This window comes from Bradyrhizobium sp. CCBAU 45389, assembly GCF_028128625.1.
Classification (GTDB): domain Bacteria; phylum Pseudomonadota; class Alphaproteobacteria; order Rhizobiales; family Xanthobacteraceae; genus Bradyrhizobium; species Bradyrhizobium liaoningense_B.
Map to the genome: position 1 here is coordinate 252856 of NZ_LBIY01000098.1, position 24834 is coordinate 277689.

Genomic DNA, 24834 nt, shown 5'->3' on the forward strand with positions numbered 1-24834 from the left:
GAGTGCCGGCCAACAAGAACGACATCAGGGAGGTGGGCATGACAGCCCGAAGCTTCATGCTGGCGCTGGCCGCCGGCCTGCTCGGCGCATTCGCTGCAACCCCCTCATCGGCACAGGATTATCCCACGCGGGCGGTCCGGATCGTCGTCCCCTTCGGGGCGGGCGGGCCGGCCGATGTGGCGGCCCGGCTGATCGGCAACGCCTTCCAGGAGAGCTTTGGCCAGCCCTTCGTCGTCGAGAACCGCACCGGCGCGGGCGGCGTCATCGGCACGGTGGAGGCTGCGAAGTCGCCGGCCGACGGGTACACGCTGCTGATGATGTCTAACACCCAGACCGCGAATGAATCGCTGCTGACACCGGACAAGCGCAAATATGAATTGATGCGCGACCTCGCGCCGATCGCGCCGGTCAACTATTCCGATCTCGTCATCGTGGTGAACCCGCAAGTCCCGGTGAAGACGCTTGCCGAGTTCATCGCGCTCGCCAAATCGCAGCCCGGAAAGCTGAACTACGCCTCCTCCGGTCAGGGCACACCGTATCACATGGCCGGCGAGTTGTTCAAAGCGATGGCCGGCATCGACATCGTCCATGTCCCCTACCGCAACAGCGGCGAAGCCCGCAGCGGCGTGATCGGCGGACAAGTGCAGATGATGATCGACGCGGTGCCGGCAATGGCGCCGAACATCGCCGAGAACCAGGTTCGTCCGCTCGCCACCACAGGCAAGCAGCGCTCCGCGGTGCTGCCGAACGTGCCGACCGCGACCGAAGCTGGCGTTCGCGGCTATGAGGCGACAATCTGGCTCGGCCTGATGGCGCCCGCGGGCACACCCAAGCCCATCATCGACAAGCTCAACGCCGCCGTCAACGCAATGGTGAAGAGGCCAGACATCGTAAAACTCTGGACCGAGCAGGGTGCCGTACCCATGTCCATGACACCGCAGGAATTCGAAAAATTCCTGCGCGGCGACATCGAGAAATGGGCCGATGTCGTCAAGAAGTTCGACAAGTCCTGAGGCCGCGCTGCTCATGCCCTCCCTTCAATTCCGGCTCAACGGCGCAGCGATCGCCGTGGACGCCGATCCGGATCAGATGCTGCTCGACGTGCTGCGCGGCCGGCTCGGCATCACCGGAGCGCATTTCGGCTGCGGAGCCGGTGAGTGCGGCGCCTGCCATGTCATGGTCGGTGACCGCGCGATGACCTCATGCGACATGCCGATGTGGTCGGTCGCGGACAAGGATGTCGTCACGCTGGAGGGCCTCGGGACGGTGGAGCAGCCGCATCCGCTGCAACGCGCCTTCATCGCCGAACAGGCGATGCAGTGCGGCTATTGCGTCTCGGGAATCCTGATCAGCGCAGCGGCGCTGCTGAAACACAATCCGTCGCCGACGGAGGCTGAGGTCAGAGAGGCGCTCGATCGCAACCTCTGCCGGTGCGGATCGCAGAATCGCATGGTGCGCGCGGTGTTGCGCGCGGCCTCGGAGATGGCCGCCTCATGACCTCTCCTGCCCCGAAACTGCCGATGAGTCTCGCAGCCAATCCAAGGCTGTCGTCCTGGGTGAAATTCACCGGTGACGGCCGTGTGGCGATCTCGCCGGGCAAGGTCGAGATCGGTCAGGGCATCGTCACGGCGCTGGCGCAGATCGCAGCGGACGAGCTCGACGTCGATATCTCCAAGGTCGAGATGATCCGCGCCTCGACGGCAGCCAGCCCGAACGAAGGTGTCACCTCGGGCAGCCTGTCGATCCAGCAATCCGGCCGCGCGCTGCGCCAGGTCTGTGCCGAAGTGCGCCAGCGTTTCCTGATGGCGGCATCGGAGCGTCTGGGCGTCGATGAGGCGTTGCTCGGTGTCGATGACGGCACGATCTCGGGTCCCGGCAATGTCAGGACCAGCTATTGGGAGCTGGCCGGCGATGTTTCGCTCGACCACGACGCCACACTAGGCGTGACAGCGAAGCTTGCGACCAAGCGCGCCATCGCCGGACATTCCATCCAGCGCGTAGACATGCCTGACAAGGTGTTCGCTCAGCCGCGTTTCATTCATGACCACGCATTGCCCGGCTTGCTGCACGGACGCGTGCTGCGGCCGGACATCTCGGGCGCCAGGCTGATTGCGCTCGACGAAACAGCCGCACGCGCCGTCCCCGGCCTCGTCGCGATCGCCCGCGACGGCGGCTTTGCCGGCGTCGTCGCTGACGGGGAGGCAGCGGCGGAAGTCGCACTCAAGGCCCTGCGCAAGGGCGCGACCTGGTCGGCCGGCGAGCCGCTGCCCGATCAAGATGATCTCGCGGGCTTCCTGAAAGGCCAGCCGGTCGAGACAACCATCATCGACGCCAGGCCGGCCTCGTCGCCGCGCGAGCCCGCCCAGACTCTTCGCCGGCAATACACCCGCCCCTACATCGCCCATGCCTCGATCGCGCCCTCCTGCGCGATGGCCCAATGGGACGGCGATCGTGTCCACGTCTGGACGCACAGCCAGGGCGTCTATCTGCTGCGCGCCGATCTCGCGATCGTGCTCAAGCTGCCGGCCGACAACATCGTCGTCGAGCACATGGAGGGCGCCGGCTGCTACGGGCACAACGCGGCCGACGACGTCGCACTCGATGCCGTGCTGCTGGCGAAAGCCGCCGGCGGTCGACCGGTCCGGGTCCAGTGGTCGCGCCACGACGAGATGAGCCACGCGCCGTTTGGCGCGGCCATGGCCATCGAGATCGAGGCCGACCTCGATGCGGACAACGAGATCGTCGGCTGGCGCCATGCGATCTGGAGCAACGGCCACGCCGCAAGGCCGGGGCGCGCGGCGCAGCCCGCGCTGCTCGCAGCAACCGAGATCGCGAACCCCTACCCGCGCATGATCTCGACCAATCCGCCTGCCGCCAATGGCGGTGGCGGCGATCGTAACTCCGTTCCGCTCTACGACTTCACGGCCTGGACGATCACGAGCCATCGGCTGCTGACGATGCCGGTGCGCACCTCGGCGCTGCGGACGCTGGGCGGACAAGGCAATGTGTTCGCCATCGAGTCCCTGCTCGACGAGATCGCCGCGCTGCGCGGCGAGGACCCGATCGCATTCCGCCTGCGCCATCTCCGCGACGAGCGGGCGCGCGACGTCGTCTCCGCAGCAGCCCGACGCGCGCAATGGAAACCGCAGAAGCAGGCCGGCATCGGCCACGGCGTCGGCTTTGCCCGCTACAAGAACACGGGCGCCTATTGCGCCGCGATTGCGGAGATCGAAGGCGCCGACGACATCCGCGTCAAACGGCTGACGCTTGCCGTCGATGTCGGCGAGGCCATCAACCCGGACGGCGTCATCAACCAGATCGAGGGCGGCGCCATCCAGGCGACGAGCTGGGTGCTGAAAGAGCGCGTTCGCTTCGACCGGTCGCGTATCACCTCGACCTCGTGGACGGACTATCCGATCCTGACGTTCAGCGAGGTGCCGGCGGTTGATGTCGAGATCATCCAGCGGCCGGAGATCGAGCCGGTCGGCGCCGGCGAAGCCGCGCACGGCCCGGTGACGGCGGCAATCGCGAACGCCGTGTTCGATTGCCTCGGCGTGCGCGTGCGCGACCTGCCGATCACGCGCCACAGGATCATCGCAGCCATGGAGCTTGCATCGTGACGACAGTGAATATTTTGAGCGGCGGCGCGGCGCAGGGCCTGGTGCGCGGCCTCACTGAAGCCTTCAAGGCGCAGACCGGCTTCGGCATTGACGGCGAATTCGGCGCGGTCGGCATCATAGCCGACAAGCTGCGCGCGGGAGCGCCGGCCGATCTCGTGATCCTGACGCAGGCCCTGCTTGCGAAGCTTGCCGGGGAGAAACTCGTCGTTCCCTCCTCGATCGCGGATGTCGGACGGGTCGAGACCGCGCTGGCGGTCCGCAACCGTGATCCCAGGGTGACGGCGAAGACCGAAGCCGATTTGCGCGAGGTGCTGCGTTCCGCGGACGCTATCTACGTCCCCGATATCAAGGCGTCCACGGCGGGACAACATTTCGCAAAAGTGCTGGATCAGCTCGGCATCGCCTACGAGGTCGCCTCGCGCCTCAAGATATTTCCAAACGGCGCGGCTGCGATGCGGGAGCTTGCGGCCTCCACCGCCACGCGACCGATCGGCTGCACGCAGGCGACCGAGATCATCGCCACCGACGGCATCGCGCTGTCGGGGGCGTTGCCGCCGGGCTGCGAGCTCGTGACGATGTACACGGCGGGCGTCACCGCGCGAGCCGCACATTCGAACGAGGCCGCCGCGCTGATTGCGTTGCTGACTGGCGCAGACCGGAAGGAACTGCGCCAGCGCGTGGGCTTCGCCAGCTAGACAGCCGTCCTATTTGTGCAATTGGGTGAGGCCGGTCGGCGGCCCGTCGACCGCGGTCCAGCCGCCGTCGACGAAAAGCGTGCTGCCGCTGACATAGCTCGCGGCGTCCGAGGCGAGATAAGCGACAGCGGTCGCGACCTCGTCGGCGCTGCTCCAGCGGTTGAACACGGTGTGGCCGGCATAGAGATTGTAGATGTCGGGGCGCTGCTTGAACGGGCCGGTCAGCGCGGTCTCGGCGATGCTCGGAGCAATGGCATTGACGCGCACGCCGGCATGGCCGACCTCGGAGGCAAAGCCCTTCACCAGAAGGCCAATCGCCGCCTTGGTCGATCCGTAGATGCCAAGGCCGGGCTCGATGGTGACAGCGCGCACCGAGGAGCAGGCGATGATGCTGCCGCCCTTTTGTTCGACCATGATGCGGCCGAAGGCCTGGAAGAACCAGACCGTGCCCTTGACGTTGAGGTTGAGGACGCGGTCGAGATCCTCCTCGGTGTAATCGAGGATGGTCTTGCGGATGTTGAGCCCGGGCGTCGTCACGGCGATGTCGAGCCGCGGAAATTTCTGCATCACGATTTTGGCGAGCGCATTGACGTCCGCGGCAATTGCAGCGTCACAGCTAGCTGCTTCGGCCCAACCTCCCTTGTCGCGGATGCCGGCGGCGGTCGCCTCCGCCGCATCAAGCGCACGATCCGCGCAGACGACGCGGGCGCCGAGCCCGGCAAGCGCCTCGGCCGACGATTTGCCGATCCCTGAGGCGGCGCCGAGCACCACGGCCGTCTTGCCGGTGAGATCGAAGAGCTTGCGATAGTCGGTCACGGACAGATTCTCCCTGTTGTTGTGACGCAAACTACGCAAGGCGAGCGCGCCGGCCAAGTGCCGGCGCACGCACGGCAGCTATCCCTTGTATCCCATCAAGAGGCGCGGCAGCCACAGCGAGAAGGCGGGAACGTAGGTGACGAACATCAGCGCTGCAATCAGCGCGGCATAGAACGGCAGGATGGTGCGCATCACCGCGCCCACCGAGATGCCGCCGATGGCGCAGCCGACGAACTGCGTCGTTCCGACCGGCGGGGTGTTCAGCCCGAGCGCGCAGTTGATCAGCATCAGCATGCCGAACTGCACGGGATCCATGCCCGCCTTCATCGCGATCGGCAGGAAGATCGGGGTGCAGATCAGGATGGTCGCCGCCATGTCCATGAACGTGCCGAGCACGAACAGGATGACGTTGATGAGCAGGAAGATCATCCAGGGCTGCGTCGAGACCTTGCTCATGAGGTCGCCGGCGAAGTCGGCCACCTCGTAGAGACCCATCAGGTACTGGAACATGGTGGAGACGCCGATCAGCAGCAGCACCACGCCCGTCGTCTTCACTGCCTTGGCCGCGGCCCGCAGGAAGTTCCGCAAGGTCATGGTGCGGTAGATGAAGAAGGTCAGCAGGATCGTGTAGGTGACCGCAACGGCTGCGGATTCGGTGGCCGTGAAGACGCCGGACAGGATGCCGGCAAGGATGATGCCGACGATCAGCAGGCCGGGCAACGCGGCGGCGAGCGAACGGAACACTTCGGCCCAGCCCGGGAACTTGCCTGCGGGATAACCGCGCTTCACCGCGACCGCGTAGGCAGCGACCAGCATACACACCATCAGCACCAGCGCCGGCAGGAGGCCGGCGGCGATCAGCGCGCCGATCGAGACCTTGCCGCCGGCGGCCAGCGCATAGATGATCATGTTGTGGCTGGTCGGCATCAAGGCTCCGACCAGCGAGGCATGGGTGGTGACGTTGACGGCGTAGTCGGTGTCGAACCCTTCCTTCTTCATCATCGGGATCATCACCGCGCCCATCGCCGACACATCGGCCACGGGCGAGCCGGAGACGCCGCCGAACAAGGTGCAGGCGACCACGTTCGACATGCCGAGGCCGCCGCGGATGTGCCCGACGAGATTCTTGGCGAGCTTCACGATCTTGTCGGCGACGCCGCCGTGCAGCATCAGCTCGCCGCTGAAGACGAAGAACGGGATGGCCAGGAAGGAGAAGATGTTCATCCCCGACATCATCTGCTGGAAGATGACGGCGACCGGCAGGCCTTCGTAGAGGATGGTGCAGATCGCGGAGAGGCCGATCGCGAAGGCGACGGGAACGCCGAGGATCAGGAAGCCGAAGAAGGTGGCGCCGAGGATGATCAGTTCCATGAGGGGACGACCTCTTCGCCGCGCAGGAGAGCAATGATGTGCTCGATTGAAAAGGAGACGATCATGACGCCGGAAGCGATCAGCGGCACGTAGCGGATCACCTCAGGCAGGCCGAGATTGGGGATATGCACGGTCCCGACCGACGCGCCGAGGATCCAGCCGTTGTAAACCATCGCGACGCCGAAAATCGCCACCAGGACGTGGATCACGATCTCGATCTTCTCGCGCACATGATCCGGAAGCATGACCAGCAGACTGTCCATGCCGATGTGTCCGGCATCGCGCACGCCGACGGCGGCACCGATCAGCGTGACGTAGAGGATCAGGACCAGCGCAAGGTTCTCGGTCCAGGTCGGGCTGGAATTGAGCACGTAGCGTCCGAACACCTGGTAGAACACGATGGTGACGATGACGAGCAGACCGGTCACCGACAGATACATGCCCAGGCGCGCGATGGGGGCATTGATCCGTGACAACAGGCCGGTGGACGGACGTCCGACTTCCTCCTGCTCGTGATCTGCGACGTGTGGGTCTGTCATCGCGCGCCTCCCTCGCGAGGGTCCGGTGCCACCTTGCGGCGACGCCGGACCCGATCCGCCGTGCTCTTACTTCGTGTCCTGGATACGCTTGACGAGGCCCTGCAGCTTCTCGTCGCCGGCGAACTTCTGGTACACCGGCTTCATCGCGTCGACGAACTCCTGCTTGTTGGCGATCGTGACGACCTGAACGCCGGCCGCCTCGACGGTCTTGCGGGAGGCCTGCTCGCGCTCGTCCCAGAGCTTGCGCATGACTGGCACCGACTCCTTGGCCGCCTTGCGGACCATCGCCTGGTCCTCCTTGCTCAGCGTGTCCCAGACCTTTTTGGACATCACGAGAACTTCGGGCGCAAGCGAGTGCTCGGTGACGTTGTAGAACTTGGCCGCCTCGAAATGGCGTGAGGACTCGTAGGAGGGCCAGTTGTTCTCGGCGGCGTCCACGAGGCCGGTCTTGAGCGCGGTGTAGACCTCGCCATAGGGCATCGGCGTCGGGTTGGCACCGAGGCTCTGGATCATGCCGACCCAGAGGTCGGATTGCTGGACGCGGATCTTCAGGCCCTTGAGGTCGGCAAGCGACTTGACCGGGGCCTTGACGGTGTAGATGGACCGGGCGCCGCTGTCGTAATAGGCAAGGCCGACCAGGCCCGCGGGCTCCATCGCCGCCAGGATCTCGTCGCCGATCGGCCCGTCAAGGACGGTGCGCATGTGCTGCGTGTCGCGGAAGACGAAGGGCAGGCACAGGGCGATGGTTTCGGGCACGAAGTTGTTCAGCGGCGATGCGTTGATCCGCATCATGTCGAGCGCGCCGATCTTGAGCTGCTCGATGGTGTCCTTTTCCGAGCCCAGGGCGCCGTTCGGAAACACCTTCACGCCAAGCTTGCCGCCGCTCGCCGCCGCGAGCTGCTTGCCCATGAACTTGACCGCCTCGACGGTCGGATAGTCGGCGGGATGGATGTCGGCGGAGCGGAAATCGCGGGCGGTGGCCAGGGGCGCTGAGACCGCCAGCACGGCGGCTGCGATGATACCGGTGAGTGTCTTCATCTAGGCTTCCTCCTGAGGTGATTATGTCGTTGTCGGGCAGGCTGCAGGCCGTCTTGGGTCGCTCCACTTCAGGCGTGAAGTCAAGCGCCAATGTCGTCCCTAGGGCGGGCGGCATTCTCTGTCCAAGCCAAATCCAGCATCGATCAATGCAAGAGTTGCATCGATCGATTTCTGGCGCAATTCGCACTATGGTGAGTATGGCGGGCTGGCTCGACGTCGCTGGCACGTGACTTGACGCCTCCAATGGCGCCCTCTCAAGATGTCCCGAACACCGGACTGCCTCGAGGAAATGCCCATGCCGCGGAAGCTGATCGATATTTCCGTGCCACTGCGAAACGACGTGACATCCGATCCGCCCGGCAATCACCCGACGATCCAGTACATCGACCACCAGCAGGGCCTGCCGCGCATGCTGCAGTTCTTCGACGGCCTCAAGGCGGAAGACCTGCCGGACGGCCAGGGCTGGGCCGTGGAGCAGGTCTCGCTGTCGACGCATAACGGCACGCATCTCGACGCGCCCTGGCACTTTCACCCGACCATGAACCGCGGCGAGCGGTCATGGACCATCGACGAGGTGCCGCTGGAGTGGTGCTTTCAGCCCGGCGTGAAGCTCGACTTCCGGCATCTGCCTGACGGCTATGTCGTGACTGCCGGCGACGTCGAGGCGGAGCTCAAGCGCATCGGGCACGCGCTATCGCCGCTCGAGATCGTCGTCGTCAACACCAGCGCCGGCGCCAAATTCGGCCAGGCCGATTACGTCAACTCGGGTTGCGGCATGGGCTATGAGGCCACCATGTATCTGCTCGAGCGCGGCGTGCGACTGACCGGCACCGATGGCTGGAGCTGGGACGCGCCGTTCATCTACACCGCAAAGAAATATGCCGAAACGAAAGACGCGGGCCTGATCTGGGAAGGTCACAAGGCGGGACGGCACATCGGCTATTGCCATCTCGAGAAGCTGCACAATCTCGATCAGCTGCCCTCGACCGGATTCACGGTCTCATGCTTCCCGGTGAAGATCGAACGCGCCTCCGCGGGCTGGACCCGCGCGGTCGCCATCATCGACAACTAGACGCGACGCATCACTCGCCGTCGAGGCCGCTCTCGGCGAGTTCGCGCAACGCATCGATGTCGAGCACCACGATGGCACCATGCTCGAGACGAACCCAACCGCGACCAGCCCAGGCGCGCAATTGCTTGTTGATGCTCTCGCGCGTCATGCCCACCATCTCGCTGATCTCCTGCTGGGTGATGGCGAGCGTGCCGCTGCCTGAGTCGAGCTTGCGCTCCTCGGTGAGGCCGAGCAGCGCGCTTGCCAGCCGCCCGGGCAGATTTTGCAGGATCACCTGCTCGACCTGCTGGCTGGTCCAGCGCAGGCGCGCGCAGAGCAGTTCGATGAACTTCATCGCCAGCGCCGGCTGACTCTTCACGAACGGCAGGAAGTCGCGGCGGTCGATGATGTAGAGCTCGCAATTGGTGTTGGCGGTCGCATCCGCCGATCGCGGCGCACCGTCGAGAACCGCGATCTCGCCAAAGATCTCGCCGGGGCCGATCAGGTTGAGAATCGCATTCCGCCCGTCGGGCGATGAGGACGATATCTTCACCGTTCCGGTGATCACCGCGAACAGGTTGTTGCCGGGATCACCCTTGGCGGCGATCGTTGCGCCGCGCTTCACGGTGGTGTGCTTGGCGTAGCGGCAAAGCTGATCGAGCGCCTCCGGCTCCAGATCCGCGAAGATCGGGTGCTTGCGCAGGACCGATAGTTTGTTGCCCGCTGATTGCCGGGGGTCGCCGGTCTTGTCCTGAGGCACGCCGCTGGGCTCCTAAGACTGCGAGGCACTGGAGTTCCTGCGTAGTCAGTGTTGCCCGGCTTTTCAACCGGAAAGCATGCCCGCGGTTTTAGCCAAATGCGGCGAAATTGCCTCGACCCGGCCGGTCGTCGGCATCCGAAGGATGCGTCAGTGCAGTCGGGTCGATGCAGAGTTGCAGACACCGCAAGTCGCAATTGCGTTGAGGCGCTGCCGAACGTCCCAAAGCCGGCCGGGCTAGAATCGACCGCTAATATATCAAATGGGACCTACGATCAGGAGCTTCAGCGCTTGGAATCAGGGTCAATCCGGCCTGCGCTGGTTTGCCGGTCCGCCCACGCCAGAGCTGCGGCAAAAGTGACGAAGATCGCCACGACGACAATGGTCATCAGCAACGCGTCAGCAGGCATCATGCTCCTCCCGGATTGTTTGAGGGCATTATTTGCGGCGGGTGCCGAGCGTCATTGATCGGGATCAAAAAAACGAGAGCCTTGTGGAAAGCCCGTCAGGCTGCGGCGAGAGCCTCGACTCGTGCCGGGTCGAGCAGGCTGATTCCGCCGTGAATGATCTCGATCGCACCGTGGCGTTCGAGCTTGGTGAAGGTGCGGCTGACGGTTTCGATGGTCAGGCCGAGATAGTCGGCGATGTCCTGGCGGCTCATCGGAAGCGGAACGGTGTCGGACGGCCCCTTGAGCGCCAGCAGCCGTTCCCGCCAGCCGAGCAGGAAAGCCGCGACCTTCTCGTCCGCCGAGCGGCGGCCGAGCAGAACCATATGGTCGCGTGCCTGGCTCAACTCGCGAATAGCCAGCTCGTTGATTCGCCTGAGCAGCTGCGGACGATCCTCGATGAAACGGCCAAAGGGCGCTTTTGCGAACTGGCAGACGGTCACCGCACCGATTGCATCGGCCGAAAAATTGTGACGGCCGGAAAGATTCATCCCTAGGAAATCGCCGGGCAACGCGAAACCCACGATCTGTCGCCGGCCGTCGGGCAGCAGCTTGTACAGCCGCATGACGCCCTCAAGGACGTTGTAGAACGAGGTCGTGATGTCCTCCTCGGAGAACACGGTCTCGCCCGAGGAGAAATGGACGCGGCGTCCGAGATGCTCGAATTCCTTGAGCTCTGCCGCGTCCAGCGACGAACAGACGGCCGATCCACGTACGGCACAATCGCTGCAGAAATGTCCGTTCGGCTCAATCGTGACCACGGAAGGCTTCATCCACCGCTCCAAGCGTCGGCCCAGCTCCGCCCCAGGCCGAGTCCGCCACGCGCGACTGCATTTTACTGCGCTGCCACAAACGCGGTTGACCCAGATCAATTTTGGCCTCCCTCCCCCCCCTTTATTCTGTGCCGAGAGTTCGAGGGGACCCCGCCTTCCATGTTTCAGCGCGCACTCCGCCAGGGCCTGGTTGGCCTGCTTCTGATCACGCCTGCACTGGCGGCCCCCACCGCCGAACAACGCGGCAAGGCCTTTGCACGGACCAATTGCGCGCGCTGCCACGCGATCGACCGCGTCTCGGAGAGCCCGCTCAAGATCGCGCCCCCGCTACGTTTCCTGCACCGGCGCTATCCGATCGAGACCCTTGGCGAGGCGCTGGCGGAAGGCATCTACACCGGTCACGCCGACATGCCCGCCTTCGAGCTCAGTCCGGACCAGATCCACGATCTGCTGTCCTACCTGAAGACGCTGGAATAACGAGCTTCACACCGCCTGCACCGTCCAGCCGATCAGTTCCTTGGCGATGCGGGCGAAAGCCGTGTCGAACGCCGCGACGGCGGCCGCCGGCTCGACCTTGTCGAGCTTCTCGCTGGCCTCAATGATGCGGGACGCGACCGCCTTGCCGTTCTTGTCAACGATCCGCGCCGACAGGGCGATCTCGACCCTTATCTCGCCCTCCGTGGCGATCCGGAAGCGCCTGATATCGATCAGAAGCTGGTAGTCCGCTTGGCCAAGGTCGGTGGTGCGCAAGGGCGCATGGGCAATGTCGTAATTTTCAAAGCTGTCGATCAGCCGCGCCTGGACCAGCTTCGGGATGCTGTCGGCCCACAGGAAATCGGCAAAGCCCGGGTTGTCACCCACGGGAGAGAACAGCATGCGCTGGGTCTGGAGCATCGCGACCGCGGTAGGCTCGGGAATGGCCAGCGACGCGGAGAAAGTCTTGCCGGCGGGGCCAAGGTTCTGCGGCGCGCGCAGATCGTAGGTGATCTTCTGCGCGGGCGTCCCGCCACCGGTCATCTTCTCGAGGCCTGCCAGGATGCCGTCGATCTTGCCGGTGTTGCGCGCGAGCCCGTCGGAGAATGTCTTGAGATTGGCGATGGTGTCCTTCAGCGGACCGGAATTATCCTCCAGCACGGTGTCGACCCGCCGCAGCGCGTCGCGCGCGGCCTGCGTCATGCTCTGACCTGCACCGGCCTCGGCGATCAAGGTCAGCGGCTCGCCGGACCTGGCGACGATCATGCCGCCCTCGAGCGTCACCACCGGCACGCCGGTCAAGCCCTGGAAATCGAGCCCGACCCTGGTGTCGGCGCGCACGGGTGTCGCTGAAGCTACCGAGATCGTCGCGTTGACGAAGCGCGGGTTGTCCGGCGCTAGCCCGAGCTGGGTCACCTCACCGACGCGGATGCCGTTGAACAGCACGCCGGCACCGACCAGCAGGCCCGGCACCGGTCCCTGGAATTGCACGTGATAGTTCGTCCGCGGCCCGATGCCGCCGGTGTTGTTGAGCCAATAGACGAAGCCGAACACCGCGACAATCGCGGCCAGCACGAAGCTGCCGATCAGCACGTAGGGAGCGCGGGTTTCCATGTCTCATCTCATCTCGTGTTGCAGCATCTGCGAGCGCTTGCCGTGGAAATAGGCGCGCACCCAGGGATGCTCGGATTGCAGCAGTTCGCGCATCGGCCCGATTGCGACGATCTTGCCGTCGGCGAGCGCGGCGACGCGGTCGCAGACCGTGGTGAGGCTGGCAAGATCATGGGTGACCATGAACACGGTCAGCCCGAGGGTCCTTTGCAGGGTCCTGATCAGCGCGTCGAAATCGCCGGCGGCGATCGGATCGAGGCCGGATGTTGGCTCATCCAGGAACAGGATTGGCGGATCGAGCGCGAGCGCGCGCGCCAGCGCCACGCGCTTGGTCATGCCGCCCGACAGTTCCGACGGATATTTGTCGGCATCCTGCGCCCGCAATCCGACCATCTCGAGCTTGGCGATCGCGATCTCGTCCATCAGCTCCTGCGACAGGACGAGATTTTCGCGCAGCGGAAACTGGACGTTCTGGCGGACGGTCAGCGAGGAGAACAGCGCGCCCTGCTGGAACAGGATGCCCCAGGCCGTGGCCGCGCCTTGCGTGCGGCCGCCGATCGGCTGCCCCATGACCTCGATGGTGCCGCTCCGGCGCGGGATCAAGCCGATGATGGTCCGCATCAGCACCGACTTGCCGCCGCCGGACGCACCCACCAGCCCGAGGATCTCGCCGCGGCGGACGTCGAGCGACAGATCGTCGAGCACGGTCTGGCGGCCGAAGCCGACCACGAGGTCGCGAACCCTGATCGCGAGCTCTTCCTGTTGTTCGCCCATCGTCACATTCCGATCGAGGCGAAGAAGATCGCGAACAGGCCGTCAAGCACGATCACCAGGAAGATCGACTTCACCACCGACGTCGTCGTCTGCCGCCCGAGCGACTCGGCGCTGCCCTTGACGCGCAAGCCCTCGCTGCAGGCGACGATCCCGATCACCAGCGCCATGAACGGCGCTTTCAGGATGCCCACTTCGAAATGGGTGACGGAAATGGCCTCATGCAGCCGTGCGATGTAGATCGCCGGCCCCATGTCGCCATAGAACTGCGCGACAAGGCCGCCGCCATAGAGCGCGGCAATCGATCCGATGAAGGCCAGGATCGGCAGCGCGATGACCAGCGCCGCAACGCGGGGCAGGATCAGAACGTCGACGGGATCGAGCCCCATGGTCGAGAGAGCATCGATCTCCTCGCGCATCTTCATCGAGCCGAGCTCGGCGGTGTAGGCGCTGCCCGAACGTCCCGCGACCATGATGGCAACGATCAGAACGCCGAGCTCGCGCAGCACCAGGATGCCGACCATGTCGACGGTGTAGGACTCCGCGCCGAACCTGCGGAAATGAAAGAATCCCTGCTGGGCGATGATGGCGCCGATCAGGAACGTGATCAGAACGACAATGGGGATCGCCTGCCACCCGATGCGGTAGAGCTGGTAGACCAGCGACGTCAGCCGCAGCGTACGCGGCCGGCGCAGCACCCCCGCGACGGCCATGAACAAGGCGCCGAGCATTTGAAGGAAGATCGTGACGTCTTCGCGTGCACCGACCGTGGCCTTGCCGAGATCGTTCAACCTGAGCAGAACCGGATTGGCCGCGGAGGTCGGCGCCGACGGATGGCGGTTGACCTGGCGCACCTCCTCCATGAGGCCGCTGAAATGGTCGGCGACACCGACGAATTCCGCCGGCCTGCCCGATGAGGCGGCCCGGCGCGACAGCTTTTCCAGGACCCAAGCGCCGAGCGTGTCCAGCGCGCTGATGCCCGACATGTCCAGGGTCACAACTCTCGACCGATCGACCTCGGCTCCGACCGACCGGGACAGAGTTTCGAGCGTGGCCACATTCGCCGCGGTCCACGGCCCTTCCGGGCGCAATTTCAGCCCATCGCCAGAGGGCGTTGCCAGCAACAGCGGTTCGGTGTTCACGCTTCCACCTCATCGGGACAACTGATCCCCATTCAGCCGCCACTTCTAGGCCAGCGTGTGGCGGCCGGTTTGACTTGTCTCAAGAGCAGAACCTGCCGACGTCTTGACGCAGGTCAAGCGCAGTCGTGCCGACGGGCCCTAGGTTCGTTCCATTCAATGGAGACATCAAATCCATGTTCGACAGCGACAGGATGAGCGAAGAACTGCGGACTTTGAAGGTGGACGTCACGCGCCTCTTGAGCACGGCCGGCGAGGAGATGTTCGACAGTTCGAAGGAGCGTGCCGAGGCTCTGGCCGATCAGATCAAGGCCGCGCTTGCCGAACTCGGCGAGACCGTCAGCGACGAGCAGGAGCAGCTTCAAGGCCTCATTACGGAGCGCCCGATCACATCGCTCGCCTCGGCCTTCGCGCTCGGCGTGGTCGTCGGCTTCATGCTGAGGAGACACTAGGTGAATAGCGAGAATGTCGTCAAACATCTGCGCCTCTTATGGCGCACCGACAGGATCATCGCGGACATCAGGCTGCGCCACCTCCTGACGGGCCTCGGCCTGCGCGCCTTTGCGGCGCTGATCGCGGCGTTCGGGCTCCTGATGCTGGAGCTGTCGGCCTATTTCGCGCTGGTCCAGATCTGGAGCGCCATCGCCGCGGCCGCCATTCTCGGCGCCGTCAATTTTGCCATTGCGGCGGTCCTCTTCGTCATTGCGGGCCGCGCTCCGTCCGGCCGCGACATCGAGCTCGCCAATGAGATCCATGGCGCCTCCATCGAGGCCCTTCAGCTCGAGGCACGCGCGCTTCAGGCTCAGGTGTCGGGCGCTGTGCATCATCCGCTGAGCACGATTGTGCCGGTGCTGGTGCCCCTGATCGCGATTATCGTCAAGTCTTTGCGAACCACTGCGAAGACATCTGGCAAGACATCCGCCGCTGCAAATTCGGCTGAAGCGCCCTCCTAGCAGAGGCGCTCAGAGCTTGAGCCGGACGTCGCAGATATCAGGCTCGGTCGGATCCGGCTTGACCTCGAAACCGAGTTGCCGGCACATCTCGAGCATCACGGTGTTCTCCTGAAGCACATCGCCCGAGATCGCCTTCAGCCCTTCCGACCTCGCGTAGGTGATGATCAGCTGCATCAGGGCCCATCCGAGCCCCCTGCCCTTGAGATCGGATCGCAGCAGGATCGCATATTCGCCGCTCTCGTAGATCGAATCCGAATGGAGCCGGACGACGCCGACCATCTCGCCGGTCGCCTCGTCGAACGCAATGAACGCCATCGCGCGCGCATAGTCGAGCTGGGTCAACCGCGCGATGAATTCGTGGGTGAACTCCTTCATCGGCGCGAAGAAGCGCAGGCGAAGGTCATGAGGCGTCACGTGACGCAGGAACTCGTGGATGGTCGGCTCGTCCTCGGGACGCAACGGCCGCACGAAGATCCGCCAGCCGTCCTTGAGCTTGAGGCGACGCTCCCACTGCGACGGATAGGCGCGAACGGCGAAGTTGGCGGGGCCAGAGCCTGCAAATTTCCGCTGCGACGGCCCCACCACGACACGGGCGTCGACCGCCGTCACGCCGGTCTCATCCGCAAGCAGCGGGTTGATGTCGAACTCGCGAATCTCCGGAATATCGGCCGCCATCTGCGCCAGCTTGACCAGCACCATGGCGACGGCGTCCTGCTTGACGGCAGGCACGTCCCGATAGGCGCGCAGCAGCCGCGAGACCCGCGTGCGATCGATCAAGTCGCGGGCGAGCTGCAGATCGAGCGGCGGCAGCGCGAGAGCCTTGTCATTGATGATCTCCACCGCCGTTCCGCCCCGGCCGAACACCACGACAGTGCCGAAGGTGGGATCGTCGGCAAGACCGAGGATCAGCTCGCGCGCCTTCGCCTTGACGACCATCGCCTGGACGATGACGCCGCCGATGCGGGCCTCGGGCCGCAGCTTCCTGGCCCGGGCAAGAATATCGGTAGCGGCTGCGCGCACCGCCTCCGCCGTCGTCAGATTGAGCACGACGCCGCCGACATCGGATTTGTGCACGATGTCGCGCGACATGATCTTCAGCACGACGGTCCCGCCTTGTGCAAAAATCTCGTTCGCGCAGACCACGGCCTGCTCGACATCGCCGGCGGCATAGGTCGGCACCATCGCGATGTCGTAGGCTTCGAGCAGGTGCTTGATCTCGACAGGCTCGAGCCATTTGCGGCCGTCGGCGATGGCTGCGGCGACGATCTGCCTGGCAGCCCGGGCGTCGGGTACGAACGTGTCGGGCATCGCGGGGGGAACCTGGCTCAGCTCCTCGACCACTTCACGATGCCGGACCAGATGCATGAAACCGCGCACGGCATCGTCCTCGGTCGGATAATTCGGCATACCGGCGTCGGACAGCGCCCGAACAATCTGCTGGTCGGCTCCAACCCAGGCGGCCAACACGGGCTTCGACCATCGGCCGTGCTGCTTGCGATATTTGCCGACGAGCTCCGTCACGGTCGTGGCGATGTCGGCGGCCGAAGCGATCGCGGTTTGCACATTGAGGACGAGGACGGCATCATTGTCGGGATCGGCGAGCAGAACCTCCAGCGCCGCGGCGTAGCGCGAGGCATCGGCGTCACCGACGATATCCACGGGATTTGCACCGGACCAGGTCGGCGGCAGCACGTCGTCGAGTTTTCTGCGTCCATCGGCCGAGATGGTCGCAGGGATGCCGCCAAGCTCGACCAGACGATCGATCGCGAGGACGCCGATGCCGCCGCCATTGGTGAGGATGGCCAGCCGCTTTCCGCTCGGCGATTCGACGCGACCGAGCGTCTCGGCGCAGTCGAACAGCTCGCGCAGATCGGAAACCCGCAGGACACCTGCACGGCGGAACGCCGCATCATAGACGGCGTCGGCGCCCGCGAGCGCGCCCGTATGGGTCGCGGCCGCCTTTGCCCCCTGCGCCATGCGGCCGGACTTCACCACGACGACCGGCTTGACGCGCGCCGCAGCACGCGCCGCCGACATGAACTTGCGCGCGTCCTTGATGGACTCGATATAGAGCAGGATCGCGCGGGTCTTGTGATCCAATGCGAAATAGTCGAGCAGGTCGGCAATGTCGACGTCGATCTGATCACCGATCGAGACGATGCCGGAGAAGCCGACGCCGCGCTGCGCGGCCCAATCCACCATGCCGGCGGCGATCGCGCCGGATTGTGAAATCAGCGCGAGATTTCCCGCTCCCGGCATGTGCGCGGCAAAGCTGGCATTGAGGCTCACGCCGGGCATCATGATGCCGAGGCAGTTCGGCCCGATCAGCCGCATGCCGTATTTGCGGGCTGCGGCGATCGCGGCCTCCTGCAGCGATCCCGGCCCATGGCCCAATCCGGCCGAGACGATCAACGCGCCTGCCGAGCCGCGCCGCCCGGCCTGGTCGATGATGCCGGGAACCTCTCGCGCCGGCGCGGTAATGACCACCAATTCGGGCACGAACTCCAGCCTGTCCAGGCTCTTGACCGAGGCAACGCCGGCGATCTCCGCGTGGCGCGGATTCACCAGGCCGAACTGTCCCGTGAACTCAGACTTGCGAATGTTCTCCAGAACGGCGCGTCCCACGGAGACCGGGCGGGAGCTCGCACCGACAAGCGCGACTGAACGCGGCGACAGCAGATTCTTCAGGCGATAGGTTGACATGAAAGCAAATGCGCCCGGTCGGGGGCGGTTCCGATGGTGATCAGGCTGGAAAGCTGACGGCGAGCCTAGTGCGAGATCATAACCCAGCACGGTGGCTGGCCAATGACGGTCTTTGTCACACCGCCCCAAACGATCTCGTTCAGGCGTGAATGATGGTAGGCCCCCATCACGATCGCATCGATGGCGTTGGAATTCGCCCAGCTTCCGAGCACCTTGCCGACCGAGCTGCCGCCGCCCTTCGCCGTTTCGAACGAGGCGTAGACACCGTGTTCCCTCAAATGCTCGACGAGCGAGGTTCCGGATTGCACGATCTCGTCCGTCTTGTCGTCTGCCACAGTTACCACGCGGACCGAGGCCGCAGCCTGAAGGACAGGCATCGCGTCGCCAACTGCGCGTGCCGCACGCGCGGAGTGATCCCAGGCAATCATGACGTTCTCGAATTCCGGTCGCAGTACCTCCACATGCTGTTCCGGGCACAGCAACAGCGGTCGCCCGGATTCGAACAGGAGCGTCTCGATGATATGCTCCGTTCGGCTGTCATGCGGCTTCACGGGGACCAGGATGAGATCGCTGAAACGCGCATGTTCGGCCAGGATCGGCGCGATCTGATCCGCCGGCACCTTGCCCGACCGGCTTTGGGCCCGAACGTTGGCGCGGGATGCCGCACCGGTGAAGGCGTCCAGCAGACGTTGCACATCGCCGGCTGCAGGCGTCCCCCTCGCCTCGGCGGCCTCGAAATCGTCGGGCAGCAGCACTTTCGGTCGCACGAAGAGATCTTCCTCGAGCGCAAGCGCGGTGATCCTGGCACCGAGATCGGCGGCGACAGAAACGCATTTCTCGATCACTGCAAGGGCCGGTCCACGCGGCTGGCCGACAAGCGGCAGAAAGACGTCCTTGATGGGCATCGGAATTCTCCTTAGCTGCCAGAATAGGCCGGCTTTCGTCAGGATGCTTGATCCTCGTCAAGCCTCGGGAACTGCCCGACCGGCAAGGACGGGCATTGACGGAAGTCAAGGACTGGCCGCGCGCTGCCATTCTATGGATAGTTCGATCGGAGCGGTCTGCCCCGGAGAGACTGATGCGTGCGATGGTGTTGGCGGCCCCGCGAACGCGGCTCCGGATGGAGGAGCGCCCCGATCCAATCCCGGGCGAAGGCCAGATCCGGGTCAGGGTCAGCGCTTGCGGCGTCTGCCGGACCGATCTTCATGTCGTCGATGCCGAACTGCCCGACATCCGCTATCCCATCGTGCCCGGCCATGAAATCGTCGGCCGCGTCGATCTCATCGGCCCCAATGTCACAACGCATGCGCTGGGCGACCGGGTCGGCATTCCCTGGCTCGCCTTCACCTGCGGAAATTGCCAGTTTTGCCGGGAGGGAATGGAAAACCTCTGCGACCGCCCGCTCTTCACCGGCTATACAAGGGACGGCGGCTATGCAACGCACGTGATCGCCGACGCGCGCTACGCCTTTCCGCTCGACGAGGCCGGCGACGACGTAGCTCTCGCCCCTCTGCTGTGTGCTGGCCTGATCGGCTGGCGTTCGCTTGTCCTGGCCGGCAAGGCCGAGCGGCTCGGCATCTACGGCTTCGGTGCCGCCGGCCACATCGTCGCGCAAGTCGCCGTCTGGCAGGGGCGATCGGTCCATGCGTTTACGCGGCGCGGAGATGTGGCCGCACAGGACCTCGCCCGCCGGCTCGGCGCCGTCTGGGCCGGCGCTTCGGACGAGGTGCCGGACGCGCCGCTCGACGCCGCCATCATCTACGCGCCTGCCGGCGAACTCGTGCCGGCCGCTTTGCGCGCCGTTCGCAAAGGCGGCCGCGTCGTTTGCGCCGGCATCCATATGAGCGACATTCCGAGCTTCCCATATGATCTACTCTGGCAGGAACGGCAATTGATCTCTGTTGCCAATCTCACCCGACAGGACGGTCTCGATTTTCTGAGCATCGCCCCGCAAGCCGGCGTGCGCACCGAAACGACCGCGTTCCCACTCGATCAGGCCAATGAGGTCCTGGACAAGCTGCGGAATGGACAAGTTCTCGGCGCCGCCGTGCTCAAGCCCTGAGCGCATCTTGGAACACCAGCTTCGATGACAGACGAAACGGCTGCCCAGGAACGGATCTTCGCGGCGCTCTGCACCCATCCCGACGTGACGCGGATCGATACCCATGCCGCTTCGGTCTTTCTCGACGGACCGCGGGCGCTGAAGATCAAGCGAGCCGTCCGGTTTCCATTCCTCGACTATTCGACGCTCGAGAAACGCAAGGCGGCCTGCGAGGAGGAGATCAGGATCAACCGGCCACTGGCGCCGCAGATCTATCATCGCGTCGTGGCGATCACCGAGGAGGCGGACGGATCGCTGAAGGTCGACGGCAGTGGCCGGCCGGTCGAGTATGCGGTCGACATGTCCCGCTTCGATGAAAGCCGGACGCTGGATCATCTGGCGAAGGCCGGTCCGCTCGATGCGAGCCTCGCCTCGGCAACCGCCGACGCCATCGCGGCTTCGCATGCGGCGGCGCCCAGCGCCAACGGCAAGGCATGGGTTGCCTCCATCCCGGGCCTCATCGATGCAAACAGCAATGGCCTGCGGAAGGGCAACCATCTCGAAGCCGAGAAGATCGAGCAGCTCGGCGAGGCCTCGCACGCGATGTTCCTGCGCCTGCAGCCGTTGCTCGAGGAGCGCGGCCGGCAGGGCTTCGTGCGCCGTTGCCATGGCGACCTGCATCTTGCGAACATCGTCTTGATCGGCGAACAGCCCGTCCTGTTCGATGCCATCGAGTTCGATGCGCAGATGGCAACCGTCGACGTGCTCTACGATCTCGCATTCGCCCTGATGGACCTGCTAAGCCATGACCAGGCCGCGGCAGCCAACATCGTGCTGAACCAGTATCTGACCACGTCGCCCGTCGAAACTCTCGATGCGCTGTCCGCCCTGCCCCTGTTCATGTCCATTCGCGCGGCAATTCGTGCGCAGGTGGCATTGGCGCGGCTGACGCGGCCCGATGCCGACCTGAGCGGAATTCTCGGCGAAGCACGTCGTTATTTCGATCTCGCCCGGGCTCTGATCGCTCCCCCCGCCCCGCGCCTGATAGCAGTCGGCGGACTATCAGGCACCGGCAAATCCGTCCTTGCCCGCGCCCTGGCGCCCTACGTCGCGCCGCAGCCGGGAGCCGTCGTGCTGCGCAGCGACGTCATCCGCAAGCAGCTGTTTCAGGTGGGACACACCGACCGACTGCCGCCGTCCACGTACCGGCCTGAGGTCACCGCGCGCGTCTACGAGCTGCTGGCGCAGCGTGCCGGACGGGCGCTGGCGCAAGGCCATTCCGTCATCATCGATGCGGTCTTTGCACGCGAGTCTGAACGGGACGAACTGGCCGCTCTGGCCAGCGAACGCAATGTGCCGTTGAGCGGACTATTCCTCGTCGCCGACCTTGCGACCCGTCAGGCCCGCATCGGCGGCCGCCATGGCGATGCCTCCGATGCCACGCAGGAGGTTGCCGCGCAGCAAGAGCACTATAATATCGGTCACATCGGGTGGGCGACCATCGATGCATCCGGCACACGGGAGCAGACGCTCCAGAGCTGCCGGGACGCGATCGCAAGGCAAGCAAGGCAATCTGATTGACGCGGGCAAGGATGTCGCGACCCACCAAGAGCTCGACGGCGCCCGCCAAGCCGACGACGCGACGAAATGTCCTGCCCGGCCGCCTCAGCCCCGGCATGGCCTGCGACACCGCATTCCGCATCATCGCCCGCCGCCATCTCGATGCCGTGCTAGCTCAGCACGACGGCACATGCCTTGGCGACCCGGAGGCACTGCATCAGATCCGGATCGCGCTGACGCATCTGCGCACCGCCATCCGCTTCTTCTCGCCCATGGTCGACGACGGCCTGCGGCCAAACGTCTGGGCCGAGCTGAAATGGCTGAATAGCCAGCTAGGCATGGTGCGCGACCTCGACGTAGCGATCGACCGGGTGATCGCCGAGAGCGGTGGCGAGCTTGACGTGATTGCCGAGCTCCAGCACTGGGACGAGAAACGCGCCGAGAGCCACCGCTTGCTCGCGCGCGCCCTGCAGTCCGCGCGCTTTCGGCGCCTGGTCGAGCAGACCTCGACCTGGATCGAGAGCGGCCCCTGGTCGACCCGGCGCAGCAAGGAGGCGGTCAGGTTGCGCCGGTGCCCGCTGGCCGACCACGCGACGGCCCGCCTGACCGAATGGGAAGAGACGCTGCTCAGGAAGGCCCGGAAGCTGCGCAAGCTCGACGTCGAGAGGCGTCACAAGCTTCGGCTTCTCAACAAGCGGATGACCTATTCGGTCGAGTCGCTCGCGGACCTGTTCGCCGACGAATCCTTGACGAAGCAGAAGTCGATCCTCAAGCAACTGAAGAAGGCGCAAAAATCCCTGGGACAATTGAACGACGATGCGCGCGGTCAGGCGCTGGCCGCCTCGTTGAACGGCGCCGGCCCCGAGGCCGGCATTCGCTTCCTCGACCGCAAACGGGAAAAGAAGCTGTTGCGGAGTGCCTCGAAAGCGTACCGGAAACTGGACAAGGCCAAGCCGTTCCGCTCGTCAGATCTTGCGCCGAATTCCACGCCTGACGATTAGGTGTGAACGTAGTCGCCCGGCGCGTCGGGCAGTCCGTCAATGTCTCCGCCCCCGATCGACGGTGGGTCGCAAGGCGCGCCTGAGCGCGCCGCCAGCCATTGCGCCCATTCCGGCCACCACGAGCCCTCGACATGCGGCGCCAGCTTCACCCACTCCTCCGGACCGACATAAGGCGCATCCGCGGCCTTGGTCTTGACCTGGTAGCTGTGCCAGGCCTCGTCAGGAGGCGCGACGATGCCGGCGTTATGACCGCCGCTGGTCAACACGAACGTCACGTCGGCGTCGACCTGGTAATGGATCTTGTAGACCGATCGCCAAGGCGCGACATGGTCGGCGAGCGTGCCGACCACGAACATCGGCGTGTGAATGTCGGACAGCGAGACGCTCTTGCATTCGACGCGATAGCGACCTTCGGCCAGATCGTTGTGCAGGAACAGCTTGCGCAGATACTCCGAGTGCATGCGATAGGGCAGCCGCGTGGCGTCGGCGTTCCACGCCATCAGGTCGCTCGGCGGCGAGCCGTCGCCCATCAGATAGTCACGCGACAGCCGCGACCAGATCAGCTCGTTGGAGCGCAGCAGCTGGAACGCTCCGGCCATCTGTGTCGTGTCGAGATAGCCGCGCTGCCACATCATGTCTTCGAGGAAGGCAACCTGGCTCTCGTTGATGAAGAGCGTCAATTCGCCGGCCTCCCTGAAATCGGTCTGCGCGGCGAGGAACGTGATGGTGCCGAGACGGCTATCGCCGCCGCGTCCCATGGCCGCAGCGGCAATCGACAGCAAAGTGCCTCCCAGACAGTAGCCGAGCGCGTGAACCTTCCGGCCGGGCACGATCTGACTGATCATGTCCAATGCGGCCATCACGCCCAGCTTGCGATAGTCGTCGAAGGCCACATCCCGGTCGTTCTCATCCGGATTGCGCCAGGAGATCGCGAAGACGGTGAAACCTTGACCGGTCAGATATTTGACCAGGGAATTCTGTGGCGACAGATCGAGGATGTAGTACTTCATGATCCAGGCCGGCACGATCAGGATCGGCTCCGGCCGCACCTGCGCGGTCGTCGGATGGTACTGGATCAGCTCGATCAGGGCGTTGCGGTAGACGACCTTGCCGGGCGAGGCGGCCACCGTTTTGCCGACGACAAATTGATCGTCGCCAGCCGGCTTCGAGACGGAGAGCAGACGCATCAGGTCGCTGCACCAGTTTTGCCAGCCGAACACAAAATTCTCTCCGCCGCTCTGGAACGCCTTTTCCAGAACCTGCGGATTGGTGGCCGCGAAGTTCGAGGGCGCCAGCATGTCGAGCATCTGGCGCATCGAGAACTCGACGATGGCTTCATTTGCCTGGGACACGCCGCGTATGCCGGTCGTGGCATCGTGCCACCAGCGCTCCGTGAGCAGGAACCCCTGCGCGAGCAGATTGAACGGCGCGGCTTCCCATTGTCGATCTTTGAAGCGGCGATCCCGCCCCTGCGGCCGAATGACGGACCACGGCTCTTGCGACGCCGCGTGCGCGGCAGCTTGCAGGAAGCGGCCGGTATCGCGAAGAATGTTGCGGGAAAGCTCGATCTGGTGCTGTGGCGCCGCCGCAAGATGCGCGGCCCAATCGAGCCAGGCGAGCGACAAGGCGACGGGCGAAATCCCGCCCGTGAACCGCGCCAGCATGGCATGAAACGCGCGGTCGAGTGGATACGAATCTGACGCGGGCGGGCAATCGCAGGCAGCCGGCGTCCCTGCGACCCTTTCGGGAATCGCGACAGAGATCTCGGCAACCGGCTCGACGGAAGGAGCTTGCAGCGGCGCTTCGGCCCGTGGAAAGATCTTCACGACGCTCATAACTGATTGTTCCTGCGGCTTCCGTTCTACGCTTGCAGCAGGATATTGCGACGCTTCCGCCGCGCGTTGAGCTGCATCAAATCCCGGCAGGGATCACGATTGCTCAATCAGGACAAAACGGCTTTGTCCGCTTGACCTGGG

Annotated in this window: 24 protein-coding genes; 11 read left to right on the forward strand and 13 right to left on the reverse strand. The window is 64.8% G+C overall.

Going from position 1 to position 24834, the window contains the following annotated elements; all coding sequences use genetic code 11:
• Positions 1 to 38 precede the first annotated feature (38 nt).
• The 4 genes from XH79_RS37180 to XH79_RS37195 are packed head-to-tail and all read left to right on the forward strand — an operon-like array spanning position 39 to position 4315.
• Positions 39 to 1013, forward strand: coding sequence for a Bug family tripartite tricarboxylate transporter substrate binding protein (locus XH79_RS37180; protein WP_271584910.1), 975 nt, complete (start codon positions 39 to 41; stop codon positions 1011 to 1013).
• A gap of 13 nt (positions 1014 to 1026) precedes the next feature.
• Positions 1027 to 1497, forward strand: a complete 471-nt coding sequence (locus tag XH79_RS37185; RefSeq protein ID WP_271584911.1) for a (2Fe-2S)-binding protein — start codon at positions 1027 to 1029, stop codon at positions 1495 to 1497.
• Entirely contained in the window at positions 1494 to 3620 is a 2127-nt protein-coding gene (locus XH79_RS37190; protein ID WP_271584912.1) for a xanthine dehydrogenase family protein molybdopterin-binding subunit, read from the forward strand. The genes XH79_RS37185 and XH79_RS37190 overlap by 4 nt, the downstream gene beginning before the upstream one ends.
• Entirely contained in the window at positions 3617 to 4315 is a 699-nt protein-coding gene (locus XH79_RS37195; RefSeq protein ID WP_271584913.1) for a molybdate ABC transporter substrate-binding protein, read from the forward strand. Before XH79_RS37190 ends, XH79_RS37195 begins: the two co-directional genes overlap by 4 nt.
• Before the next feature lie 9 nt (positions 4316 to 4324).
• On the opposite strand, the gene XH79_RS37200 is transcribed toward XH79_RS37195, so the two are convergent.
• The 4 genes from XH79_RS37200 to XH79_RS37215 all read right to left on the reverse strand — a co-directional run bounded on the left by XH79_RS37200 (position 4325) and on the right by XH79_RS37215 (position 8079).
• Positions 4325 to 5131: an SDR family NAD(P)-dependent oxidoreductase gene (locus XH79_RS37200; RefSeq protein ID WP_212342616.1), complete on the reverse strand. Its 807-nt coding sequence runs from the start codon at positions 5129 to 5131 to the stop codon at positions 4325 to 4327.
• 78 nt (positions 5132 to 5209) lie between these two features.
• A complete protein-coding gene (locus tag XH79_RS37205) occupies positions 5210 to 6502 on the reverse strand; it encodes a TRAP transporter large permease (RefSeq protein WP_212342615.1) in 1293 nt (430 codons plus the stop codon).
• Positions 6493 to 7041 carry a TRAP transporter small permease gene (locus XH79_RS37210; RefSeq protein ID WP_212342614.1) on the reverse strand — a complete coding sequence of 183 codons (549 nt, stop codon included), beginning with the start codon at positions 7039 to 7041 and terminating at the stop codon, positions 6493 to 6495. The genes XH79_RS37205 and XH79_RS37210 overlap by 10 nt, the downstream gene beginning before the upstream one ends.
• Positions 7042 to 7107: 66 nt before the next feature.
• Positions 7108 to 8079 (reverse strand): TRAP transporter substrate-binding protein, encoded by a 972-nt coding sequence (locus XH79_RS37215; protein ID WP_271584914.1) that lies wholly within the window; start codon positions 8077 to 8079, stop codon positions 7108 to 7110.
• Positions 8080 to 8374: 295 nt separating this feature from the next.
• On the opposite strand from XH79_RS37215, the gene XH79_RS37220 reads away from it, so the two are divergent.
• Entirely contained in the window at positions 8375 to 9151 is a 777-nt protein-coding gene (locus XH79_RS37220; RefSeq protein WP_271584915.1) for a cyclase family protein, read from the forward strand.
• 10 nt (positions 9152 to 9161) lie between these two features.
• Here the strand turns inward: XH79_RS37220 and XH79_RS37225 are convergent, their stop codons facing one another.
• The 3 genes from XH79_RS37225 to XH79_RS37235 all read right to left on the reverse strand — a co-directional run bounded on the left by XH79_RS37225 (position 9162) and on the right by XH79_RS37235 (position 11106).
• Entirely contained in the window at positions 9162 to 9890 is a 729-nt protein-coding gene (locus tag XH79_RS37225) for a Crp/Fnr family transcriptional regulator (RefSeq protein ID WP_212342610.1), read from the reverse strand.
• Between the two features lie 281 nt (positions 9891 to 10171).
• On the reverse strand, positions 10172 to 10300 hold the full coding sequence (locus XH79_RS37230; RefSeq protein WP_271585193.1) for a hypothetical protein: 129 nt from the start codon (positions 10298 to 10300) through the stop codon (positions 10172 to 10174).
• Between the two features lie 92 nt (positions 10301 to 10392).
• Positions 10393 to 11106: a Crp/Fnr family transcriptional regulator gene (locus XH79_RS37235; protein WP_212343291.1), complete on the reverse strand. Its 714-nt coding sequence runs from the start codon at positions 11104 to 11106 to the stop codon at positions 10393 to 10395.
• Positions 11107 to 11265: 159 nt separating this feature from the next.
• Between XH79_RS37235 and XH79_RS37240 the strand changes: the two genes are divergently transcribed.
• Positions 11266 to 11583 (forward strand): c-type cytochrome, encoded by a 318-nt coding sequence (locus tag XH79_RS37240; protein WP_212342608.1) that lies wholly within the window; start codon positions 11266 to 11268, stop codon positions 11581 to 11583.
• Between the two features lie 6 nt (positions 11584 to 11589).
• Here XH79_RS37240 and XH79_RS37245 read toward each other — a convergent pair whose 3' ends face one another.
• The 3 genes from XH79_RS37245 to XH79_RS37255 are packed head-to-tail and all read right to left on the reverse strand — an operon-like array spanning position 11590 to position 14603.
• The gene (locus XH79_RS37245; protein ID WP_212342606.1) at positions 11590 to 12693 is read right to left on the reverse strand and encodes an ABC-type transport auxiliary lipoprotein family protein; all 1104 of its coding nucleotides are present in this window, start codon (positions 12691 to 12693) and stop codon (positions 11590 to 11592) included.
• A 3-nt stretch (positions 12694 to 12696) separates the two neighbouring features.
• The gene (locus XH79_RS37250) at positions 12697 to 13464 is read right to left on the reverse strand and encodes an ABC transporter ATP-binding protein (RefSeq protein ID WP_212342604.1); all 768 of its coding nucleotides are present in this window, start codon (positions 13462 to 13464) and stop codon (positions 12697 to 12699) included.
• Between the two features lie 2 nt (positions 13465 to 13466).
• Positions 13467 to 14603 (reverse strand): ABC transporter permease, encoded by a 1137-nt coding sequence (locus tag XH79_RS37255; RefSeq protein WP_271584916.1) that lies wholly within the window; start codon positions 14601 to 14603, stop codon positions 13467 to 13469.
• 173 nt (positions 14604 to 14776) lie between these two features.
• Between XH79_RS37255 and XH79_RS37260 the strand changes: the two genes are divergently transcribed.
• Entirely contained in the window at positions 14777 to 15052 is a 276-nt protein-coding gene (locus XH79_RS37260; RefSeq protein ID WP_212342602.1) for a hypothetical protein, read from the forward strand.
• Positions 15053 to 15553, forward strand: coding sequence for a phage holin family protein (locus XH79_RS37265; RefSeq protein ID WP_212342601.1), 501 nt, complete (start codon positions 15053 to 15055; stop codon positions 15551 to 15553).
• A gap of 9 nt (positions 15554 to 15562) precedes the next feature.
• Here XH79_RS37265 and XH79_RS37270 read toward each other — a convergent pair whose 3' ends face one another.
• On the reverse strand, positions 15563 to 18256 hold the full coding sequence (locus tag XH79_RS37270) for a bifunctional acetate--CoA ligase family protein/GNAT family N-acetyltransferase (protein ID WP_271584917.1): 2694 nt from the start codon (positions 18254 to 18256) through the stop codon (positions 15563 to 15565).
• Positions 18257 to 18321: 65 nt separating this feature from the next.
• A complete protein-coding gene (locus XH79_RS37275; RefSeq protein ID WP_212342599.1) occupies positions 18322 to 19161 on the reverse strand; it encodes a universal stress protein in 840 nt (279 codons plus the stop codon).
• Between the two features lie 173 nt (positions 19162 to 19334).
• Here XH79_RS37275 and XH79_RS37280 point away from each other — a divergent pair, with 173 nt between their 5' ends.
• Genes XH79_RS37280 through XH79_RS37290 form a run of 3 tightly spaced genes read left to right on the forward strand, consistent with a single transcriptional unit; the run spans position 19335 to position 22858 of the window.
• Positions 19335 to 20318, forward strand: coding sequence for a zinc-dependent alcohol dehydrogenase family protein (locus XH79_RS37280; RefSeq protein WP_271584918.1), 984 nt, complete (start codon positions 19335 to 19337; stop codon positions 20316 to 20318).
• Between the two features lie 24 nt (positions 20319 to 20342).
• Complete coding sequence (locus XH79_RS37285; RefSeq protein ID WP_271584919.1) at positions 20343 to 21878, forward strand: bifunctional aminoglycoside phosphotransferase/ATP-binding protein; 1536 nt, start codon at positions 20343 to 20345, stop codon at positions 21876 to 21878.
• 11 nt (positions 21879 to 21889) lie between these two features.
• Entirely contained in the window at positions 21890 to 22858 is a 969-nt protein-coding gene (locus tag XH79_RS37290) for a CHAD domain-containing protein (RefSeq protein ID WP_271584920.1), read from the forward strand.
• Here the strand turns inward: XH79_RS37290 and XH79_RS37295 are convergent.
• On the reverse strand, positions 22855 to 24693 hold the full coding sequence (locus XH79_RS37295) for a PHA/PHB synthase family protein (RefSeq protein WP_271584921.1): 1839 nt from the start codon (positions 24691 to 24693) through the stop codon (positions 22855 to 22857). The two genes, XH79_RS37290 and XH79_RS37295, sit on opposite strands and share 4 nt — an antisense overlap.
• Positions 24694 to 24834: the final 141 nt, after the last annotated feature.

What these genes read in the sequence shown, in the direction of transcription:
- XH79_RS37180 (WP_271584910.1), top strand. Translation starts at nt 39, where the DNA reads ATGACAGCCCGAAGCTTCATGCTGGCGCTGGCCGCCGGCCTGCTCGGC.
- XH79_RS37185 (WP_271584911.1), top strand. Translation starts at nt 1,027, where the DNA reads ATGCCCTCCCTTCAATTCCGGCTCAACGGCGCAGCGATCGCCGTGGAC.
- XH79_RS37190 (WP_271584912.1), top strand. Translation starts at nt 1,494, where the DNA reads ATGACCTCTCCTGCCCCGAAACTGCCGATGAGTCTCGCAGCCAATCCA.
- XH79_RS37205 (WP_212342615.1), bottom strand. Translation starts at nt 6,502, where the DNA reads ATGGAACTGATCATCCTCGGCGCCACCTTCTTCGGCTTCCTGATCCTC.
- XH79_RS37210 (WP_212342614.1), bottom strand. Translation starts at nt 7,041, where the DNA reads ATGACAGACCCACACGTCGCAGATCACGAGCAGGAGGAAGTCGGACGT.
- XH79_RS37215 (WP_271584914.1), bottom strand. Translation starts at nt 8,079, where the DNA reads ATGAAGACACTCACCGGTATCATCGCAGCCGCCGTGCTGGCGGTCTCA.
- XH79_RS37220 (WP_271584915.1), top strand. Translation starts at nt 8,375, where the DNA reads ATGCCGCGGAAGCTGATCGATATTTCCGTGCCACTGCGAAACGACGTG.
- XH79_RS37230 (WP_271585193.1), bottom strand. Translation starts at nt 10,300, where the DNA reads ATGATGCCTGCTGACGCGTTGCTGATGACCATTGTCGTCGTGGCGATC.
- XH79_RS37235 (WP_212343291.1), bottom strand. Translation starts at nt 11,106, where the DNA reads ATGAAGCCTTCCGTGGTCACGATTGAGCCGAACGGACATTTCTGCAGC.
- XH79_RS37240 (WP_212342608.1), top strand. Translation starts at nt 11,266, where the DNA reads ATGTTTCAGCGCGCACTCCGCCAGGGCCTGGTTGGCCTGCTTCTGATC.
- XH79_RS37245 (WP_212342606.1), bottom strand. Translation starts at nt 12,693, where the DNA reads ATGGAAACCCGCGCTCCCTACGTGCTGATCGGCAGCTTCGTGCTGGCC.
- XH79_RS37250 (WP_212342604.1), bottom strand. Translation starts at nt 13,464, where the DNA reads ATGGGCGAACAACAGGAAGAGCTCGCGATCAGGGTTCGCGACCTCGTG.
- XH79_RS37260 (WP_212342602.1), top strand. Translation starts at nt 14,777, where the DNA reads ATGTTCGACAGCGACAGGATGAGCGAAGAACTGCGGACTTTGAAGGTG.
- XH79_RS37270 (WP_271584917.1), bottom strand. Translation starts at nt 18,256, where the DNA reads ATGTCAACCTATCGCCTGAAGAATCTGCTGTCGCCGCGTTCAGTCGCG.
- XH79_RS37275 (WP_212342599.1), bottom strand. Translation starts at nt 19,161, where the DNA reads ATGCCCATCAAGGACGTCTTTCTGCCGCTTGTCGGCCAGCCGCGTGGA.
- XH79_RS37280 (WP_271584918.1), top strand. Translation starts at nt 19,335, where the DNA reads ATGCGTGCGATGGTGTTGGCGGCCCCGCGAACGCGGCTCCGGATGGAG.
- XH79_RS37285 (WP_271584919.1), top strand. Translation starts at nt 20,343, where the DNA reads ATGACAGACGAAACGGCTGCCCAGGAACGGATCTTCGCGGCGCTCTGC.
- XH79_RS37290 (WP_271584920.1), top strand. Translation starts at nt 21,890, where the DNA reads ATGTCGCGACCCACCAAGAGCTCGACGGCGCCCGCCAAGCCGACGACG.
- XH79_RS37295 (WP_271584921.1), bottom strand. Translation starts at nt 24,693, where the DNA reads ATGAGCGTCGTGAAGATCTTTCCACGGGCCGAAGCGCCGCTGCAAGCT.